Below are 18,027 nucleotides of genomic sequence, written 5' to 3' on the forward strand. Positions count from 1 at the left end.
CCGCCCCTTTTTCTGTATTACGAATTGACGGAGAGACATCATGTCATCGGGGAATTCACAGCAATCGGAACTTAACCGGACGTTCCTGTCCTGCCTGCCCGGCGTGTTCGCAACCGGCGGTTTCAGCCTGGTCATCAACCTTCTGATGCTGACCGGCCCACTGTTCATGATCCTCGTCTATGACCGGGCGTTGCCATCGGGCAGTGTGCCAACCCTGATTGGCCTGTCGATCCTCATGGTGGGCCTCTACTCTGCCTTTGGTTTTCTCTCGCTGGTCCGCTCGCGTATTCTGGTCCGTATCGGCAACCGCGTCGGCAACCGACTGCAAGAGCGGGTATTTACCGCGCAGCTGCAACAGACCGCCCAACAAGGCGGCACCAAGGGTCAGGATGCCAACCGCGATCTGAACTCGATCCGCGAGTTCATGGGCGGTCCGACCCCCGCAGTGCTTTTTGACGCGCCCTGGACCCCGATTTATCTGGGCGTTGCGTACATCCTGCACCCCTGGTTGGGATATGCCGGTCTGGCCGGGGTTGTATTTCTGGTGATGGTTGCCCTTCTGAATAACTATCTGACGCAGCGCGGCGCGAAATCGTCCAACACCGATCAGGTCCGCGCCAACCGCGCCATGAGCGATATCGCCCGCAACAGCGAGGTGATCGGCGCGATGAAGATGGGCGGCGATCTTTACGAACGCTGGAGCACGCTGCAAAACCGCGCGCTGAGCAGTCAGAGCCGCACCAGCGATCTGGCCTCGGGCCTGTCGACCCTGTCGCGGACCGTTCGGATGCTGTTGCAATCGGCGGTTCTGGGTCTGGGCGCGTATCTGGCCATTGGCGGCGATCTGAGCGCCGGGTCGATCATCGCCGCGTCGGTCATCGTCGGCCGTGCGCTGGCCCCTGCGGAACAGGCGATCTCGGGCTGGCGTCAATGCGTATCCGCCAATGCCGCGCGCAAACGGATCGACGCATTGCTCAAGGCCCACCCGGTACGCTCGGCGGCCATCACCCTGCCGCAACCCAAAGGCGACCTGCATTTGCAGAACGTCTTTGCCGCCGCCCCGGGCCAGACGCAGCCCATGCTCAAGAATGTCAGCTTTTCGCTGCAGGCGGGCGAAGTTCTGGCCATCATCGGCCCCAGCGGTTCAGGCAAATCGACGCTGGCGCGGGTGATTACCGGTGCCTGGTCGGTGCTGCGCGGCCATGTGCGCATCGACCGCGCCGACATCGAGTATTGGAATGCACTGCAACTGCGCGAGGCGGTCGGGTATCTGCCCCAGACGGTCGAGCTGTTCGATGGCACTGTGCGCGAAAACATCGCCCGGTTCCAACCCGACGCCAAGGATGAAGACATTGTGCAGGCCGCCATGCGCGCCAATGCCCATGACCTGATCCTGAGCCTGCCGAAGTCTTATGACACGCCCCTGGGCGAAGGCGGCAGCGCCCTTTCGGGTGGCGAACGTCAGCGGATCGGCCTGGCGCGTGCTCTGTTCGGCGATCCGGCGGTTGTGGTTCTGGACGAGCCGAACTCGAACCTTGACGCCGCTGGTATGACCGCCCTGAACATGACTGTCGAAGAGCTTCAGAAACAGAAGAAAACAGTGATCCTTGTGGCCCATCGTCAGGGTGCGCTGGCACTGGCAGACAAAGTTCTGGTCGTCGACAAGGGTCAGGTCTCGGCCTTTGGCCCGCGCGAAGAAATCCTGAACACCTATTCCCAAAACCGCAGCCGCAAACCCGTCACCAAATCGGAGGAAATTCAGAATGTCTGAGCCCCGCACACACGCACAAACCCTGCCGGTCGACCGGATCGGTGGCTGGAGCTTCTTTGGGATTATCATTGGGGTCGGCATGCTGGCCGCCATGGCCGCCTGGAGCATGAACACCCGTATTGATGGCGCGGTCATCGCGCCTGCCATGGTCGGGTTGGAAACCGATCGCCAGCGTGTGCAACATCTGGAAGGCGGTATCGTATCCACCATCCATGTGCGCGAAGATCAGACCGTGCATCAGGGTCAGCTGTTGGTCGAGTTGGACACCACCCGCGATCAGGCCGAATTGAACGCCGTGGCCAGTCAGATCGCGAACCTCAGCGTACGCCGCGCGCGGCTGATCGCGGAACGCACAGGAACCGCATTCCCGCCCAAGGATCTGGGCGTTCCCGTCACCGATACGGTCCAGAGCATCATCGCCGCTGAACAGCAATTGTTCGACAGCCGCAGTGAATCGCAGGCAGCCCAGGCCGCTTTGCTGGAAACCCGCAAGCAATCGCTTGATGCTCAGATCGAAGGGCTGCGGAACCAGAACCATTCGCTGGTGGCCGATATGGCCCTGACCGAAGAGGAACTGAAAACGGTTGTGCAGTTGCACGAGAAAGGTCTGCTGCCGGTTACGCGGGTATTACAAGTGCGCCGCAGTAAGCTGAACCTTGAGGCGGGGTTGTCCGGCAATGATGCGCAGGTCAACAGCCTGCTGGCACAGGTCGCCGAAACCGAAAGCGAATTGCGCGGGACACAGGCCACTCTGGCTGAATCCATCGCTATGGAGTTGACCGAGGCCGATCAACAGTTGCGCGAACTGACCGAGCGCGGCATCAGCCTGCAGGACCGGGTGCGCCGCAGTCGTATTCTGGCACCCCGCGACGGGCGGGTTCTGAACCTTGCCGTGCACACGCAGGGCGGTGTCATTGGTGCCGGTGAGGCGGTGATGGAAATCGTCCCGAACGAGGAAAAGACCGTGCTGCTGGCCAATGTCCCCGTGACCGAGATCGACCGGGTCTCGCCCGGGCTGGAAGCCAAGGTGCGCCTGACGGCCTTCAACCTTGGCCAGACGCCTGAATTGACGGGCTCGGTGCGGTCGGTCTCGGCCGATACGCTGACCGATCCGGTGACCAATGTGCCGTATTACAGCGCGGAAATCTCGCTAAGCGAAAGCGAGCTGGCGAAGCTGAACAATCAGGAACTGGTGCCCGGGATGCCCGCCAGCGTGCATATCGCAACCGGCGAGCGGCTGGTGGCCTCATACCTGTCGCGGCCCCTGAAGGATGCCTTTGCCCTGACGTTCCGGGACGAGTAACTGCCACGTTTTGGCACATTACCTTGAGGGCTTGGTCAACAAGTCCTCAAGGTACGGGTTTTTCAGGCGCGTCTGCGCATAGTCTTTCGGTTCAAGCCGTGTATAGATCAGCCCATCACCGCGCCCATACTCGGTCAGCTCTAATTCGGGCGCGACCAACATATCGACCCCGTTCTGCGCGGTACTTGTGCGGTCCCTGCCCCTTGGCAGGTTTGCGGCTGTTGTCCCCATCGGGAACAGAAAACCCAATGTTCGATCCCTCTGGCCGCAAGCCTAGATCCGCGAAAGCCGCCTTGTGGGGACAAGTGCCGAGCGGTCGCAAAACGCGCGCGCATCGACACCGCAAAACATTCCGTCACGCTCAACCAAAACGGTGCGCCATCCCCGCGCCGTTGCGCCCAGGATATCCGTGTGCAAAGTGTCGCCGCACATCACGATCCGGTCCCGCGAAATTCCTGCAAGCGATTCTTCCGCCACCCGAAAAACCTCGGGGAAGGGTTTGCCAAGGAACTTGATATCCTTCAAACCCCGGTCGGCCAGCAGGTGGCCGTAGTGCCCCGGCTCAAGCGAGAATCCGTGATCGCGGGGGCTGCGATATCGGCATTTGCAATCACAACCGGACGTGGATTTGACAGCAAGTTTTCTGTCAAAACAGCCTGCCGGTCCGGCCCCCAAACCTTGGTCGAAAGGAACAGAATACCGTCCACCCGGTCATAATCGGCCCGATCATCCCCCAGACGCAGGGTCGGGGTCGTGATGTCTGATAGATCATACGAGGGGGCGGCGATACACCCCCACAGCCCATCCCCAAGATCGGCCAGCGCTGCGTCGCGGCTGGTGATGATCTCGTCTGACCCGACCCGCATCCCAAGCTTGCGGAACTATTCTGTCGCCCGGTCATGATTGTAGCTTGCGGCGTTCGAAAGGATGCGAATGGCATGACCGGCATCACGCAGCTGATCCAGACGGTGCGATGCCCCGGGGATCGGGGTTTCATCGACGTTCAGAACGCCGAAAGCGTCGAAGACAAAGGCGTCAACCTCTCCGGTTATGTCCATCAGGGACGTCACCTGTGTGATTGGGGACCGGAAACTGGCCGATGGAAGCCGGTGACGCACAGCCTGATAGCGTTCGAAAATACTGGCAGCGTCATTCAGTCGTCGCGCAAGTCCATTTTAGCAAACCTCTTGTGATGTGGATGGTAGTTGTACCTGCAGAAAATGACACTCAAAACAACATTTATTCATCTAACTTCAACAAAAACTCTCATCCTAAGTCGTTGTTTTCCAATCAATCCATTAAATAGCCACAAAACACTTCAAAAAATCTCACATAATTTCAGACGTTTTGTACTTTTGTCATATTCTGCAACTACTGCACGGGCAAAGCAGCGGGATTTCGATGGCTTCAAAAGAAATCAAACGACGCTGAGCAGCCCCACTTGAGTGGTCCAAATTGAAAGTTAGTGCATGGTTGGCCTTTGGTCCATCGGGACGAAGGCTTCCGGGGTTGGTGGTCGGTAACCCAGAGCACTGTGGGGTCGTTTGTTGTTGTAATGTTTCCTCCAGTTTTCGATGATGATCTGGGCCTCACGCAGCGAATAGAAGATCTCGCCGTTGAGCAATTCGTCCCGCATCCGCCCATTGAAGCTTTCGCAGTAGCCGTTCTCCCAGGGGGATCCTGGTTCGATGTAGGCGGTCTTGGCCCCAACGGCTTTGATCCAGTCTCTGACAGCCTCAGCGATGAATTCGGGACCATTGTCGGATCGGATGTACGACGGTACGCCCCGCAAGATGAACAGGTCTGTCAGGGCATCTATGACCTCGGACGAATTCAGCTTTCGCTTCACCCGGATCGCGAGGCATTCCCGGCTGTATTCATCCAGAATGTTGAGTGTTCTGAATGCCCTTCCATCGTCAGTCCGGTGATGAACAAAGTCATACGACCAGACGTGATTGCGATGCTCTGGCCGCAGCCGAACACATGACCCGTCCACTGCCTGGCAGGGCATTGCGCAGCAATGTCCCAAGAGGGTTGAGCCAGAGCCGCCCCCTCTTGGGTTGTTTCGTCGGCACTTTGAGCCCCTCTCGCCGCCATAGACGTTCGACACGCTTGTCGTTTACCTGCCAGCCCGCATCTCGCAGAAGAGCGGCAATCCGACGATAGCCGTATCGCCCATACTGACGTGCCAGCTCGATCATGTCGGCAACCAGGCGGTCTTCGTCGGCACGCCCCTGTGGCATCCGCCGCTGTGTGGATCGATGCTGGCCCAGAACGCGACAAACACGGCGTTCGGAAACCTTCATCCGACTGCGGACATGATCGATGCAAGCACGGCGGCGCGAGGGGCTCAGAAGTTTCCCTTTGCGGCCTCCGACAGGATCAATTTATCCAAAGTCAGATCCGAAACAACACGCCGTAGCCGCTCGTTCTCTTTCTGGAGCCGCTTCAGTTCCTTAAGTTGTTCCAGGCCCATTCCGCCGTACTTCTTCTTCCAACGATAGTACGTTTGCTCAGTCACACCGATCTGTCTGATTGCATCAATCCGGGGCATGCCTTGCCCCATCAGCACCTCAACCTGCCGTAACTTCACGACAATCTCTTCGGGCTTTGGTCTCTTCGTTGACATCTGTGGTCCTCCGATTTCCTAAACATAGCGGCGGACCACTTCTTTGGGGGAGGCTCAACAAGACCTGATCCAACAGGTCGTACATGACAGAGGGGGCGTTAGCCGAGATGCTGGGCGTATCAACCCAGACCATCCGACGCGATCTGGATACTCTGTGCAATGAAGATGACCTGCGCCGCTCTCATGGTCGGGTCGAGCTGACCGAAGACCGCTGGAACAAACCGTTTGATCAGCGCGCCGGAACCAATCTGATAGGCAAGCGCGCCATCGCTGAAATTGCGGCGGCGCAAATCCCCGACGAGGCCACCCTGTTCATTTCGATCGGGTCAACCACCCTTAGCGTTGCGCGTGCCCTGCAGCACCGGCGCGAGTAGACGGTCATCACGAACAACCTCAGCGCCGCCATGGTGCTGAGTGAGAAAGTGTCGAACCGGATCATCATCCCGGGCGGTGAAATCCGCCTGCCCGACCGCGATTTTGTCGGTAATGAAGTCGTGGAATTCTTTGCCCGCTATCGCGCCGAATACGCGATCTTCGGAACCGCAGGGATCGACCACGGCGGTGCCAGAATTTCATCAGGCCCAAGTTCGGGCGACCGAGCAGATGCGCAGCAACGCGCGGAAATCCATTCTGGTGATTCACCACAGCAAATTCGGACGCCACGCGCCAGCGGCAGGCGCGGATTTGTCGGGTATCGACCAGGTGGTTTGCGATCGCTTGCCCCAGGGCGCATTTTCCGACCTCGTCAAAGGGTTGGGCAACCGCATCGTCTGTGCGGAAAAGGTCGACAAGATTCTGGCCGGTTATGGGACCGTCGGCAATGATACACCGATCAATGCAGCCTATCCGCTGTTCGAACCCATCGCACAGCGCAGTTATGACCCGGACAAGGCCCGGCATCACTTTGGCAAATCCGGCTATGATGGCGATATTGTTCTGCGAGTGTCAGATGCGGCCTTTCCCGGGGCTACGGATGCCGCCGCACTGTTTCAGCAATCTGCCAAGGCTGCGGGGATCGACCTGCAGATCGTCAGCTCTCCGGCGGATGGGTATTGGGAAGAGGTTTGGAATGTGCAACCCTTCAGCGCCGCTTACTGGCTGGGCACCCCAACGCAGAACCAGACTTTTACCCTGACCTACATGTCGACGTCGAACTGGAACGACAGCCGCTTTCAGAACCCCCGGTTCGACCAGTTGATCACCGAAGCTGCGGGCACTCTGGACCAGCAAAAACGGCAAGAGATGTATCACGAGGCAGCCTTTCTGGTTCACGGCGAAGGCGGGCTGATAAATCCGATGTTCAACAACTTTATTGACGGATACCGCGACGACATGATCGCTGGCTGGGTCGATCATCCCGCCGGAGAGATGATGTGGAGCCGCGCCGCTGTCAATTGTTGGCAGATCTGAACATCTGATCATTGGCGAAAGGCAAGCTGAGCCCTGAGTTTCCCCCAGCCGCGGGGAAGCTTTAGCGCCTGTTTGGCAATCCGACGCGGCCGGCTTGCCATGTTCCTTAACTCCGCAAGCTCTGATGGCGTCTGGTTTCTCAATCAGCCGTGAAGTTCCGGGACAACTCATCCCAGAAAAGATCAAGCATCGGAAACTGCGACCCTTTGCGCCGCGCTGCGCAAATGTTCCAGGTCATTGTTTCCCGAGTTCTGATTTCCTTCAGCAAACCAAGATCGCGGTGTTGGGCGAAATCCTCGCGCATACCGGCGCAGATCAGGTCCGACCGGCAGGTCAGGTCGCTCAGAAAGGCGAAATCATCACTTTCAACCTGCGGCAGGCGATCGACAATCTGCCAGGCCTCTTCGTCATCGCCCAGGATCTTTGCAATCGCTATGCGCCAGTGTCGATGAAGATGGGCGGTTACAAAAGGCTGGCGGAAAACCTCGGCGACATCCACGCGGGCTTGCTGATGAATGGGATGTTTCGGTCGCGCCCAAAACGACACCGGTTCTTTGCGCAGCACAAGGATATCAAGATCGCTCAGGTCCGGGGTGTGGGTCAGATCGCAGATCGCTACATCAAGGGCTCCGATCCTGAGCTGCTCCAGCGGCTCTTTTGTGGCGCGCACTTGGACATAAGCGCGCAAATCGGGACTTTGCTGCAGGCAATCGGCCAACAGGGGTGCAACAATCGTACGCGTGGTCAGGGGGCCGCAACCGATGTTCAGATGTTCGGGACCATTTGAGCGCAGCCGCGCGACACTTGCCTCAAACCGGGTGCCCGCGTCATGCAGATCGTCGATCATGTTCAGAAACGACCGGCCCGCCGGGGTCAGGAAAGCACCGCTGCCGTTCCGCTCGAAGATTGTGCGCCCGACATAGGTTTCCGCTGCGCTGATATAGCGGGAAAAACTTGCCGCCGAGGTGCCCATCACTTCGGCCGAAATCCTGAAACTGTTGTGCGCAGCCAAGGTGCGAACTGCCAGAATGACCTTTTTGTCCAGCACCCAAGCACCCCGGTTTCAGTTTGCGGTCCGCGCTTTCCATAGTCTGAAAGCAGCACCCAGAGAAGTAGTTTGGGCTAGCGGGATTAGCAACATGAAGTTGAGCGCGGAGCAGTATGCTCCCTAATTTCGACACATCAAATAAGTGCTGAAGGTGGCCTGGTCATGTATTTTTCGAACACCCTGAATGGTCGCGTACACGCGGTTTGGCAGGTGTTTTGTCAATGCCGGAAAACGCCGATCAGGCACCCTTGAACCGACGGCCACCCCCGCCATGTGCCGGTCTCTTTTGCGGGTTCCGAATGTACGAATTCACTCTGACATCCCGCCGTTGTCTGTTGTGGATATCCAGACCAGATTTGAAAATGTGGTCGGAACACTGTCAGTCCCGACCAACGCGATCAGACTCATGGGTCCGGGCAACAACAGCAGCCTCTGCCAGCAAAACCTCATATGTTCCGGCTGCACGCGCTCTGACAATCTCAGTTATTAATGCGGCAGGATGATCACAGTCGCCTGCCCGAACCAAACGAAAATTGCGCCGCCTCACAAAGAGGCGGCGCAACTGCGCAGTGTCAGTGACCGTTCCCGCGCTTGGCGTTTATGACGGTCTGTTCCAACGGGTTATACCCATCGGGAACCGGAACCAGGTTCACGTCCTTGGCATAGCTTTCGTAGAACGCCCGCATCTCGGCCACACGCTCGGGCATTTCGGACGCCAGATTGTGAAGCTCGGACGGGTCGGTCTCGATGTCGTACAACTCCCACGCGCCAGTGCCTTTCGGGGGTAGGTTCTGCATCAGCTTGAACCGGCCTTGGAACACCGCCGACGATCCGGCCAGTTCATAGCCAACAGGGTTGGCATCATCCCGAACCGTCTGGATTTTACCTTCGAGGACGGGCAGCATGCTGATACCATCAGGCGTATAGATTTCACGCCCGTCATAGACCGAATCCGGGGTTTCCACACCGGCGACCTCCAACAGGGTTGGAACGATGTCACGGACAAAGGCGAACTTGTCGATTTGCGTGCCGGGTTCCACCACGCCGGGGAAACGCACGATCAGTGGCACCCGCAATCCGCCTTCGGTGGAAAACGTCTTGAAGTAGCTGCCGGGAACCGCCGCGGCAGCAGCCCAGCCGGGTCCGTAATCGGCATAGACGCCTTTTTGACCCATATCCGAGAAGTCGCCTTTGAAATCTTCCATATAGACCTTGTCGTAATTGGCCTTGTACCAATCGCGATATGCCTCAGAAAGGGGCAGTTGGTTCGGATCCGGGCCATTGTCGGCAAGGAAGATCACGACCGTATTGTCGGCAATGCCTTTTTCGTCAAGATAGGACAGCAACCTGCCGATATTGACGTCCATGTTGTCGAGCATCCCCGCGTAGGTCTGCATCCGCCGCGCGTTGAACGCCTGTTCTTCCTCGGACAGCTTTTCCCAATCCGGCATACGCCACGGTTCATAGGATGTTTTGGCGAATTCAGGGTCCAGCTTCACGTCGGGCGAGATCAGGCCCAGCTCTTTCTGCCGCTCAAGACGGGAAACCCGGAGCGCCTCGAACCCCTCATCATAGACGCCGTCATATTTGTCGATGAATTCCTTGGGGGCCTGATGCGGGTAATGCACAGCCTGATATCCAACCCAGGCAAGGAAGGGTTTGCCGTCATCCAGATTGCTGTCGATATAGTCGATCATCTGCTGGGTGTAGAAATCAGACGAGAAGTATTCGTCGGTGGGCAGGCTGACAAGTTTGTCGTCTTCGTAGTAATGCACCCGCTCATAGAACGGCGCATAGGGTTGCTCGACCCAATTGTCGGCACCGCTTTCGCCCAGCATAAAGGATTTCTCGAACCCTCGGGCATGGGCAATGGTTTCGGGCTCGTGTCCAAGATGCCATTTGCCGGTCATATAGGTGTGATATCCGGCATCGCGCAGCAACCGTGGCAGCGCAACAACCTTGTCGTTCAGGTGCCCCTCATACCCTGGTTTGCCGAACTGGTTGTCGGCCTGGATTTCCAACATGTTCCCCAGCCCCGCAAGGTGGTTGTCGACGCCACTGATCAGCATTGTGCGCGTCGGTGAACAGGATGCGCCCACGTGGAAGTTGGTGAACAACATGCCCTGGTCGGCCAGTTGATCGATGGTAGGCGTTTCAATCTCGCTGCCAAAAGCGCCGACATCCGAAAACCCCATGTCATCCGCGATGAGTATCAGGATGTTGGGTCGATTGTCGTCCCCGTCAGCGGCAACAGCAGCCGTCGACAGCGCGACCGAACCAACAAGTGCAAAAAGTGACTTTAGCGGAACCATAGGTCCTCCGTTCAGCATGGTTTGACAGGCGGGATGCCCGTTAGGTTACTTGTCTCAGCAAAACCCGGATCGAGCTACTGGAGGACACAAGCGTTTCACTATCCGGTTTGATCCTTCCGAAAATTGCAGCAACGAGTGAAACAGCTTGACGCAATGATAGCAGGCGCTGAGGCCCCGCTGGGGGAGTTGTGGGCTTTGGGCGCAGAATCCCTGACGATGGAAACCCGAGATGATTGGGAAGCCCAATGACAGGCCGACGTCGGTGATGCCTAAAAGATCACCCGAACCCTCGTGGCTTCAAAGATGACAATCTACCGAGCACTTTCTGGTGAACGAGCAGGCTATGATGGCAATTGCCGCAAAATTGCCATTAAAATCCAATTTACTATTCCTGTATACGCAGGACAAACTTTGGTTTGAAAAGACCAGCTTATATGGTTTTAGTACGGTCGAAGAATTTCGGGGTTGATCAGTAGTCAAATGGCAAACTTCAGCATAAGCGGCGGTGGTTCCACCACGTTCACCGATACGACGCCCGGTGGTGGTCTCGTTATTGATTTCGATACGCTGGACAACAGCTTCAGCGTTCAAGTCAATGGTGTTGATCTTTTTATTGGGGGTCCGGCGGGCGCACCAAATGAGGTTGAGTTCCAGCAAAACGCCACCGCGGGTCAAACCATTCGATTTGCCGATGGCGACCGTTACGGGGCTGACACACCCGAAGTCTGGCAGCTTGGAAACACCAATGGTGAGCCGGTCGTCCGCCTGGAGATAAACCCCGACGGAACTGTCACATTGTTTGGCGTGAAATCGCAAGATGGGCCGCTTGAGCCTTTACAACTTTTCAATGGTATGACGGTCAACCCGGCGGCGGTTCCAGATGCTTGGAACGACAATGGTCCCAATACCATTGTCGTGGATCAGATTGTGACCGGACCCACGGTCGCAGATGGAGAGTTTGTCGACGTACCCTGCTTTGCCGCCGGAACACTGATCGAGACCGCGCAGGGCCCTGTATGCGTTGAAGACTTACAGGTTACGGATCAAATCCTTACCTACGACAATGGCTATAAGCCCATTTGCTGGATCGGCTCTCGCAGTTTGAGCCGTGCTGAACTTGACGCGCATCCACGGCTGAAACCTATCCTGATCCGGGCGGACGCCTTGGGGGCGGGTTACCCCAAGCAAGACCTGATCGTATCGCCTCAGCATCGTATCCTGGTGTCTTCAGCGGTTGCGATGCGCATGTTTGATTGCGAGGACGTTCTGATCCCGGCGAAAAAACTCCTTTCGCTGGATGGCGTCGAGGTTCTGCAGGATACGTTTGACGGTATAGAGTATTTCCATCTGTTGCTGGACGCCCATGAGATCATCTGGTCCAACGGGGCACCAACAGAAAGCCTCTTTATTGGCCCCGAAGCTCTCAAGGCGGTGTCGGAAGAGGCGCAGCAGGAGATTAAAGACCTGTTTCCAGAGTGCTTTGAGCCGCATTTCAAGGCCCCCTCTGCGCGGTATGTCCCACAAAAGGGCAAGCTCATGCAAAAGCTTGTCCAACGGCATCAGGCTAATCATAAACCTCTGTTCGGCGGATCAACGGGGCCGAATTCAACTGTTTGATCTCGCCGCATCCCGCGCTTCACCATGTCTTTTACCCAACTTCCACGGCAAGAAAGTCGGAAAGAAGAGCCTGTCTGGTGAATGAACACGAGCGACGGCGACAAACGAGGCATAGGGTCTGCCTCGGAAAGCCCGGTCGTTTTCGAGCGTATCGTGGTCTAATCGAGCATTTGACGTCGCGCAAATTTAGATACTCGCGAAAACTTCACACCAGACCCACATAATAATCTATGAATTTAAGACCTTTTTTGCACCTGCTGGATGCAGTAAGCCTGCTTGCAATACCCACAAAGCACTTTGTGTCACGAAACAAGGACAATCACTTTGGATACGAGAGATAACGAAGACATCGCAGCCGCCAGATACGCTGCCGTGATGGAACACCTTTCAAGTTTTGATCATACCCCAACCAATTCGCCTGCAAACGAATTGCCTGCAAAGTTGATCCTGAAACAGGCACGTATCCACCAAAAGCGCGAGGTGCGCCGTGCCCGGATGATCAAATGGTTTGGTCGCGAAAACGCCCAAAAGATCAGGGAAACGCATCGCAAGCTAAAACAGAGCCTAAAGTTTTAAAAACCGTTGTGGCCCTGTGGCCTTATTAACCTAGCACGCCTACACCAAGCCGCGCGACAATAGATCATGTATGTGCAAGATACCCTTGGGGCACTTGTCCTCACATAGGAACACGGAAGGAACGCGTTTTTCCGACATTGTACGTGCCACGACGCTCAAGGGTTCGTTCGGGTTCAACATCAGCGGATCTGCGGACATCATACAGTCCACCGGCGTTTCTTGGCTGACAGCAGACATGTGACGACGCAAATCACCATCGGTAAAAATTCCGATCAATGAACCGTCAGTGTCGCAAACACCCACACACCCTAGACGCTTGCTGGACATTTCCAACAGGGTCTCCATCAAGGAAGTACCCTTAGTCACCAGCGGAAGTGCGTCGCCAGTATGCATTATGTCACGCGCCAGTGTCAGAAGCTGGCCAAGCTTCCCGCCCGGATGATAGACATGAAACCCATCGGCGGTGAAGCCCGTTGCCGTCATCGTTGCCACAGCAAGCGCATCCCCAAGCGCCAGCGTCAACGTCGTCGATGTGGTCGGAGCCAGCCCAAGTGGGCACGCTTCTTCGGCTTCCGGCAGCAGAAGTGTATAGGTCGATTGCTGCGCCAACGTCCCTGTCTGTCTGGCAGTTATCCCAATAATGGGGATGCCGAACCTCTGACAATACGAAAGCGTATGGAACAGCTCTTGCGACTCGCCCGAATTTGAAATCGCGATGACGACGTCTTCTTTGGTGATCAATCCAAGATCGCCATGATTGGCCTCTGCGGCGTGCAGAAAATAGGATGGGCGCCCAGTTGAAGAAAACGTCGCGGACATTTTGCGCCCAATGTGCCCGGACTTTCCGATACCGGTGACCACGATCCGACCCCGGCAGCTTACCAATAGCTTTATCGCATCTGTAAACGCCGTATCCGTCAGTGTCGTCTGTCGGAGTTTCTGCAAACCAGCAATCTCAGTTTCCAACACGGCATCCGCAACAGTTGCTGGGCTGTTTTTCGACGTTAGGGTTTTCAAACTATTTTCGGTCATCATTCTTTATCCGGAAAACGGGTAGGACGTGGGGGACCCATCGGCAACTTCCGCCAGGATCAGACCCAAAATATTGTGCAATGTAATCACACCTAGAACATTACCCGCGTCGTTAACTACAGGAAGGCAGCTGATCTTTCGCTGTCCCTTCTCCATCTTTGTAAGCGCGTCCCACAAGGTTTCATTCTCGTGGCATGTGATGGGATCGACTGTCGCAAACTTGGACGCCAGCAGCGAAAACAGACTGAGCGGCCCAAACTTGGAAAATGCCCGGCGTGCGTCTCCGTCGCTGGCCACAGCGACCAGTTTATCGGCGTCGTCCACCAGCATCACGATACCATAATTGCGCTCCATCAAGGCTTTCGAAACGTCCATATAGGTTATTTGTTTCAGCCCGAATACAGCCCCATCTTTGGTTTCTACATAATCTGCAACACGCTTTGTCCGCAGATGTCTTTCGAAACGCGACATCTGGGTGTCACTGTCCTCGGCCAGATCGTCGGCGAGACAGGGCTCAATATCGTGGAGGCCGTGATCACGGGGCACATTCACCGCAATAGCGCAGGCGAGGCCCTTTGGTTTCAAGTCGTTGACCACAATCCGCTCACCGGGTGGCAGATCAAAGATTACCTGATCATACCGCAATCCGTGGGAGTCAAGATAGGCCAGGGTTTCTTCCTGTTCCTGCGCGGTGCGGGCCGAGCACAAGATGATGGTATCGGTTTCCGGAATTTTCGCCCAAAACTCAGCAACCCCAGCGAGCAGGCGGTCACCGCCATTCTTATGTCCGTTATGAACGACAATGGTTCCATCCACATCAATGAACCATGTGTGATCGAGCATGCTTAATTTCAGCTTTGCTTTCATCGCGACAGCCCTATTTGCATCCAATACATGCCGAGGTAGAAGGACCCAATCATGGAGTCAACATCGTCCTTCACATAACCGGTCAAGGACAACCATATCAGCGCATGCAGCAGCTCTATGCGCCCCAGTTCCGCACCAAAGTACTCGTTGAATACTTCCTTTGCCACATTTGCGTACGGCGGGTCATTCATAAGTACTTCGACAGTTTCGCTATCGATGTAGAGTTTGAACTTCTTCCGATTGAACGCGTCGTAGTGCCCAACCGCAGAGTAATAGAGTTTCGCAAAGTCGTAGTAGCGATCTCCCATGATCCCAGGGGTGCCGAACGAGCCGCGAGGGTCGATAAACCAGCACCTCAACCACTGATCCACCAGCGTGTTTGAAAAGGTCGGGTCACCATGTATTGGGTGGAAGCTGTCCGGGATAAGTTGATCTAAAAGACCCGGGATGACATCGGCCTGCGACGGGTGGGCGTAATTTTTACACTTCATTCCATTGATGGTAAATGAGGGTTGCTCAATACCGGGAATGATTGAGCGTACTTGCTCAATTCGTGCAATCGTCTTGTCGATATAGACGGATTTCACTGCCTCGACGTCAGCCTCTGCTGTTTGCCGGTCATGCAGCGATGCAAGACTTTCGATATGGTCGAAAACAACGGCACCGCGTTCCCTGTCGCTCAGATCATGCATCTCAAAGGCATGCTTACCCTTGATCCGCGTCATGGTCAGAGGTTCGGTACTATGGATTGTTGGAATACGCGTAAACCCAAGAGCGCGTGCTTGGGTGTACCATGCCACTTCGTTTTCGTGCACGTCCGCATATGCCGGGTCTATCACGCGTTTGACAACACGGTCCCCATCAACCTTGACAGAGTTGAAGAAGCGCGCAACCGCCTGATCCTGATTGATCCCTTCGATCCGAGCAAAGTCGCCAAGCTCTTCCGCCGCGTTCATTGTCTGATAGTTCAACTGATCGGAGAATGCAGACAGCCAGCGTACAAACTCTCCTTCATTTGGCATCTCAAACGGGCGGACACCTGCGGGGAAGAAAAATAGCCCCATCACACCGTCATGCGTACCGGGCTTTTCAACAAGCATGCCATGTTCATCGCGCACCCATCGGCAGGTGAATGCGTCGGTCACAAAGACTGTCGGGCGATCGGTTTGGTCCGGCACGACATCATCAGTGAGGATTAAGTCAGCCCAAGCCAGAAAAACCGGAGCATCATCCGGTATTTCGGCAAAGGCGTCTGCAATGCCCGACGCCGTACCTTTGGAACTTGCCTTTACGATCTTCACCGTCGGCGCTGGAGGATTAATCTTGAGATAGCTCTCAAGAATGTCGAACAGATAATCGCCAATAACCGTGAATTCAGCATCCGGGAAGCGGTCGAACAAATGATAAAGGATCGGTTTGCCCTTGACCGAAACAAGGCATTTGGGCTTGTTCCACGTATGGTGACGTAGCCTGCTACCGCGTCCACCAGCCTGAATGATGAATCTGATTTTTTGGTTTGGCTCACTTTTTTCAGATGTCATCACATATCACCAGTTCGAGTTAAAGCGGTTGTAAACAGAAAAGAAATCTTGTGCAAAAGGCAATACACCATCTGATTTGGGAATTCGGTCATGACATTCCGCCTCGGAGGATAGGCAAGTATGCATTAAGGGTTTGGAACACTTTTGAAGGCAGCAGGCCACTTACTTCTGCCCCTTCCGCCACTTGTTGCAATTGCACGCGCAACCATTCCATCTTGCAATTCTGCGCATAGACGAAGGAAAAGCCGCCTGCGAAGTAGATACATATGGCATGAGGCCAATAGTGCATTGACAGGCCAGCCCGCGCGCACCGCAGAAAATGTTCGTGGTCTCCTGCGATCCAGTATGCATCGTCGAAGCCAAAGCGATCAAAGATGCTTTTGCGGTAAACAACGGCTTGCTGGCATACCAAGTCTTGAAAATAGATGTAGTCGTCTTCAGCGTCGATGCCTTTCAACACTTCATCGGCAGGTCTTCCGCGATGCAAATTTACCTCGCCGTCCGCGTTCACGTAGATGCTCTGCCCGTGCAGGATATCGGGCGTATGCGCCTCAAGTTCTGCCGCCATCTTTGACGCGGTGTTGTTCTCGGTCAAAACATCACCGGCATTCAGAAACAGGACATAATCACTGTTAGCGTATTTGACGGATTTGCCGGCAGCATCATAAAACCCTGAATCAACCGAGTGTTTGTAGGTGACCGGACAGTCCATATCCTGCCCCATTTGTGTCACGTAGGCTTCGATGCGCTCACGCTCTTCTGTACGAGATCCGTCGTACACAAGCCATTCGAAAGTCCCGGCTTCCTGAAACTTCAGGTTTTCCGCGGTAATCTTCAAACTGTCAAAATTATCTCGGGTCGTGGTGATGATGGAAATAATTGTCATGCCATCTCTTTCTTAAGCGCACCTGCGAGTTCCGGCGGCAGGTTTTGAAAGGCAACAACGCCCAGATTACCACCTTCCAATGGGAACGCTTGCTCTGTTGGGCTGTGACGATAGATCCTTTGTGCAATCGCATCGTCATAATAATTGATCTGCGGCACGCCGAGTGCCGCCGCGATGTCACAGGTTCCCGAACGCACAGCAATAAGAAGGTTCGAGCTTTCAAGGCTTTCGACAACATCGGAAAATGGACCATCGACAATCGTAACGCCTTCGGGCTGAAGGGTGGCGATCAGCCTCTCTATACCCAGCTTGAACCCATCACTGCTTTGCTCAAACCCGTCAGGTCGAAGCCCGTCTTTGGGTTGATGCACTGCAAGGGTCACAGGATTTCGCTTTTGTAGACACGCCAAAACACCCAAGATCTTGTCTATAAGCGCGTCCAGGTTGGTCATGACACTGTTCGCATGTATCGCGACATTCACGCGAATGGGGCGGCCTTCGGCAACAGCGAGGCTCAGCGCTTCTTTCCCACGCTTTGGCGCTTCGCTTTTCAACACCAAGTTGCGTGCTAAGATCTCATTGACGCGATTGAATCGTGCATAGGTTTCAAGCCACGCCGAAGCAGAAAACTTAAACTCTTCCCAATTGCGAGTAAAATACACCCATCGCGACAGGCAAATCTGGTCATTGACGTACAACATACGTGGGCCAAATTCGGAATCCAGTTCGCGCGTATCGGACAAGTCATCGAACAGAGATTTGGCAAGACCATCATCAACGGCGTCTATGCTAGCCGGAAGCTGGTCGGGGAAATACATCCGTGTGACAAGGCTATCAACAGTGATCGCGGACTGAAGCTGTTTTTCTGCACAAATCGCTTTCACAGGTAGTTTTCCGAACTGAATACGGTGGCATATCAGTGACATCATAATGTCGCCGACGCCGCCACTCAGATAAATTGTCCAGTTTTCTGCCGCCTCAGGTCCCGAGCTTTGCATCTTTGTCATTATCTTTTGGCGCTTTCTGCATGTTCGG

The 18,027-nt window shown here is 55.4% G+C and carries 15 protein-coding genes and 2 pseudogenes; 5 read left to right on the forward strand and 12 right to left on the reverse strand.

All coding sequences use genetic code 11. From position 1 onward, the window contains the following. The first annotated feature begins 40 nt into the window (after nucleotides 1–40). Nucleotides 41–1,771: a type I secretion system permease/ATPase gene (locus JT51_RS00420; RefSeq protein WP_051927371.1), complete on the forward strand. Its 1,731-nt coding sequence runs from the start codon at nucleotides 41–43 to the stop codon at nucleotides 1,769–1,771. Beyond that, nucleotides 1,764–3,074 carry an HlyD family type I secretion periplasmic adaptor subunit gene (locus JT51_RS00425; RefSeq protein ID WP_037306717.1) on the forward strand — a complete coding sequence of 437 codons (1,311 nt, stop codon included), beginning with the start codon at nucleotides 1,764–1,766 and terminating at the stop codon, nucleotides 3,072–3,074. The genes JT51_RS00420 and JT51_RS00425 overlap by 8 nt, the downstream gene beginning before the upstream one ends. Nucleotides 3,075–3,092: 18 nt before the next feature. Here JT51_RS00425 and JT51_RS00430 read toward each other — a convergent pair whose 3' ends face one another. From JT51_RS00430 to JT51_RS00440, 5 genes and pseudogenes are all read right to left on the reverse strand, one after another. After that, nucleotides 3,093–3,323 (reverse strand): hypothetical protein, encoded by a 231-nt coding sequence (locus JT51_RS00430; RefSeq protein WP_037306720.1) that lies wholly within the window; start codon nucleotides 3,321–3,323, stop codon nucleotides 3,093–3,095. 24 nt (nucleotides 3,324–3,347) lie between these two features. Then, nucleotides 3,348–3,599: an HAD hydrolase-like protein gene (locus JT51_RS22360; protein ID WP_327284126.1), complete on the reverse strand. Its 252-nt coding sequence runs from the start codon at nucleotides 3,597–3,599 to the stop codon at nucleotides 3,348–3,350. Continuing rightward, on the reverse strand, nucleotides 3,596–3,940 hold the full coding sequence (locus JT51_RS22365) for a hypothetical protein (protein ID WP_327284128.1): 345 nt from the start codon (nucleotides 3,938–3,940) through the stop codon (nucleotides 3,596–3,598). The genes JT51_RS22360 and JT51_RS22365 overlap by 4 nt, the downstream gene beginning before the upstream one ends. A gap of 15 nt (nucleotides 3,941–3,955) precedes the next feature. Beyond that, nucleotides 3,956–4,132, reverse strand: coding sequence for a hypothetical protein (locus JT51_RS22370; protein WP_327284130.1), 177 nt, complete (start codon nucleotides 4,130–4,132; stop codon nucleotides 3,956–3,958). Between the two features lie 404 nt (nucleotides 4,133–4,536). Continuing rightward, nucleotides 4,537–5,703 (reverse strand): annotated as a pseudogene (locus JT51_RS00440) (IS3 family transposase). A gap of 107 nt (nucleotides 5,704–5,810) precedes the next feature. Here JT51_RS00440 and JT51_RS22150 point away from each other — a divergent pair. Both JT51_RS22150 and JT51_RS22155 read left to right on the forward strand, forming a co-directional pair. Further along, nucleotides 5,811–6,206 (forward strand): annotated as a pseudogene (locus JT51_RS22150) (DeoR family transcriptional regulator); the annotation flags it as partial. A gap of 58 nt (nucleotides 6,207–6,264) precedes the next feature. Continuing rightward, nucleotides 6,265–7,113 (forward strand): ABC transporter substrate-binding protein, encoded by an 849-nt coding sequence (locus JT51_RS22155; protein WP_235216124.1) that lies wholly within the window; start codon nucleotides 6,265–6,267, stop codon nucleotides 7,111–7,113. A 139-nt stretch (nucleotides 7,114–7,252) separates the two neighbouring features. Here the strand turns inward: JT51_RS22155 and JT51_RS00460 are convergent, their stop codons facing one another. Continuing rightward, nucleotides 7,253–8,161 carry a LysR family transcriptional regulator gene (locus tag JT51_RS00460; RefSeq protein ID WP_037306724.1) on the reverse strand — a complete coding sequence of 303 codons (909 nt, stop codon included), beginning with the start codon at nucleotides 8,159–8,161 and terminating at the stop codon, nucleotides 7,253–7,255. 572 nt (nucleotides 8,162–8,733) lie between these two features. Further along, nucleotides 8,734–10,473 (reverse strand): sulfatase-like hydrolase/transferase, encoded by a 1,740-nt coding sequence (locus tag JT51_RS00465; protein ID WP_051927372.1) that lies wholly within the window; start codon nucleotides 10,471–10,473, stop codon nucleotides 8,734–8,736. Nucleotides 10,474–10,953: 480 nt separating this feature from the next. Between JT51_RS00465 and JT51_RS00470 the strand changes: the two genes are divergently transcribed. Then, nucleotides 10,954–12,090, forward strand: coding sequence for a Hint domain-containing protein (locus tag JT51_RS00470; RefSeq protein WP_235216093.1), 1,137 nt, complete (start codon nucleotides 10,954–10,956; stop codon nucleotides 12,088–12,090). 615 nt (nucleotides 12,091–12,705) lie between these two features. Here the strand turns inward: JT51_RS00470 and JT51_RS00480 are convergent. The 5 genes from JT51_RS00480 to JT51_RS00500 all read right to left on the reverse strand — a co-directional run bounded on the left by JT51_RS00480 (nucleotide 12,706) and on the right by JT51_RS00500 (nucleotide 17,999). Beyond that, on the reverse strand, nucleotides 12,706–13,701 hold the full coding sequence (locus JT51_RS00480; protein WP_051927373.1) for a KpsF/GutQ family sugar-phosphate isomerase: 996 nt from the start codon (nucleotides 13,699–13,701) through the stop codon (nucleotides 12,706–12,708). Between the two features lie 3 nt (nucleotides 13,702–13,704). Beyond that, nucleotides 13,705–14,565, reverse strand: coding sequence for a CBS domain-containing protein (locus tag JT51_RS21380; RefSeq protein ID WP_081894571.1), 861 nt, complete (start codon nucleotides 14,563–14,565; stop codon nucleotides 13,705–13,707). Further along, entirely contained in the window at nucleotides 14,562–16,106 is a 1,545-nt protein-coding gene (locus tag JT51_RS21115; RefSeq protein WP_051927374.1) for an NTP transferase domain-containing protein, read from the reverse strand. The genes JT51_RS21380 and JT51_RS21115 overlap by 4 nt, the downstream gene beginning before the upstream one ends. Nucleotides 16,107–16,194: 88 nt before the next feature. After that, entirely contained in the window at nucleotides 16,195–16,992 is a 798-nt protein-coding gene (locus JT51_RS00495) for a glycosyltransferase (protein ID WP_037306729.1), read from the reverse strand. Beyond that, complete coding sequence (locus JT51_RS00500; protein WP_037306731.1) at nucleotides 16,989–17,999, reverse strand: hypothetical protein; 1,011 nt, start codon at nucleotides 17,997–17,999, stop codon at nucleotides 16,989–16,991. The genes JT51_RS00495 and JT51_RS00500 overlap by 4 nt, the downstream gene beginning before the upstream one ends. Between the last annotated feature and the right edge of the window lie 28 nt (nucleotides 18,000–18,027).

It is taken from the genome of Ruegeria halocynthiae (assembly GCF_000743705.1).
Taxonomy (GTDB): Bacteria; Pseudomonadota; Alphaproteobacteria; order Rhodobacterales; family Rhodobacteraceae; genus Ruegeria; species Ruegeria halocynthiae_B.

Coding starts and splice junctions, on each gene's coding strand:
- JT51_RS00495 (WP_037306729.1), bottom strand. CDS start 16,992: ATGACAATTATTTCCATCATCACCACGACCCGAGATAATTTTGACAGT.
- JT51_RS22365 (WP_327284128.1), bottom strand. CDS start 3,940: ATGCGGGTCGGGTCAGACGAGATCATCACCAGCCGCGACGCAGCGCTG.
- JT51_RS00470 (WP_235216093.1), top strand. CDS start 10,954: ATGGCAAACTTCAGCATAAGCGGCGGTGGTTCCACCACGTTCACCGAT.
- JT51_RS21380 (WP_081894571.1), bottom strand. CDS start 14,565: ATGAAAGCAAAGCTGAAATTAAGCATGCTCGATCACACATGGTTCATT.
- JT51_RS00425 (WP_037306717.1), top strand. CDS start 1,764: ATGTCTGAGCCCCGCACACACGCACAAACCCTGCCGGTCGACCGGATC.
- JT51_RS00465 (WP_051927372.1), bottom strand. CDS start 10,473: ATGGTTCCGCTAAAGTCACTTTTTGCACTTGTTGGTTCGGTCGCGCTG.
- JT51_RS21115 (WP_051927374.1), bottom strand. CDS start 16,106: ATGACATCTGAAAAAAGTGAGCCAAACCAAAAAATCAGATTCATCATT.
- JT51_RS00500 (WP_037306731.1), bottom strand. CDS start 17,999: ATGACAAAGATGCAAAGCTCGGGACCTGAGGCGGCAGAAAACTGGACA.
- JT51_RS22370 (WP_327284130.1), bottom strand. CDS start 4,132: ATGGACATAACCGGAGAGGTTGACGCCTTTGTCTTCGACGCTTTCGGC.
- JT51_RS00420 (WP_051927371.1), top strand. CDS start 41: ATGTCATCGGGGAATTCACAGCAATCGGAACTTAACCGGACGTTCCTG.
- JT51_RS00480 (WP_051927373.1), bottom strand. CDS start 13,701: ATGATGACCGAAAATAGTTTGAAAACCCTAACGTCGAAAAACAGCCCA.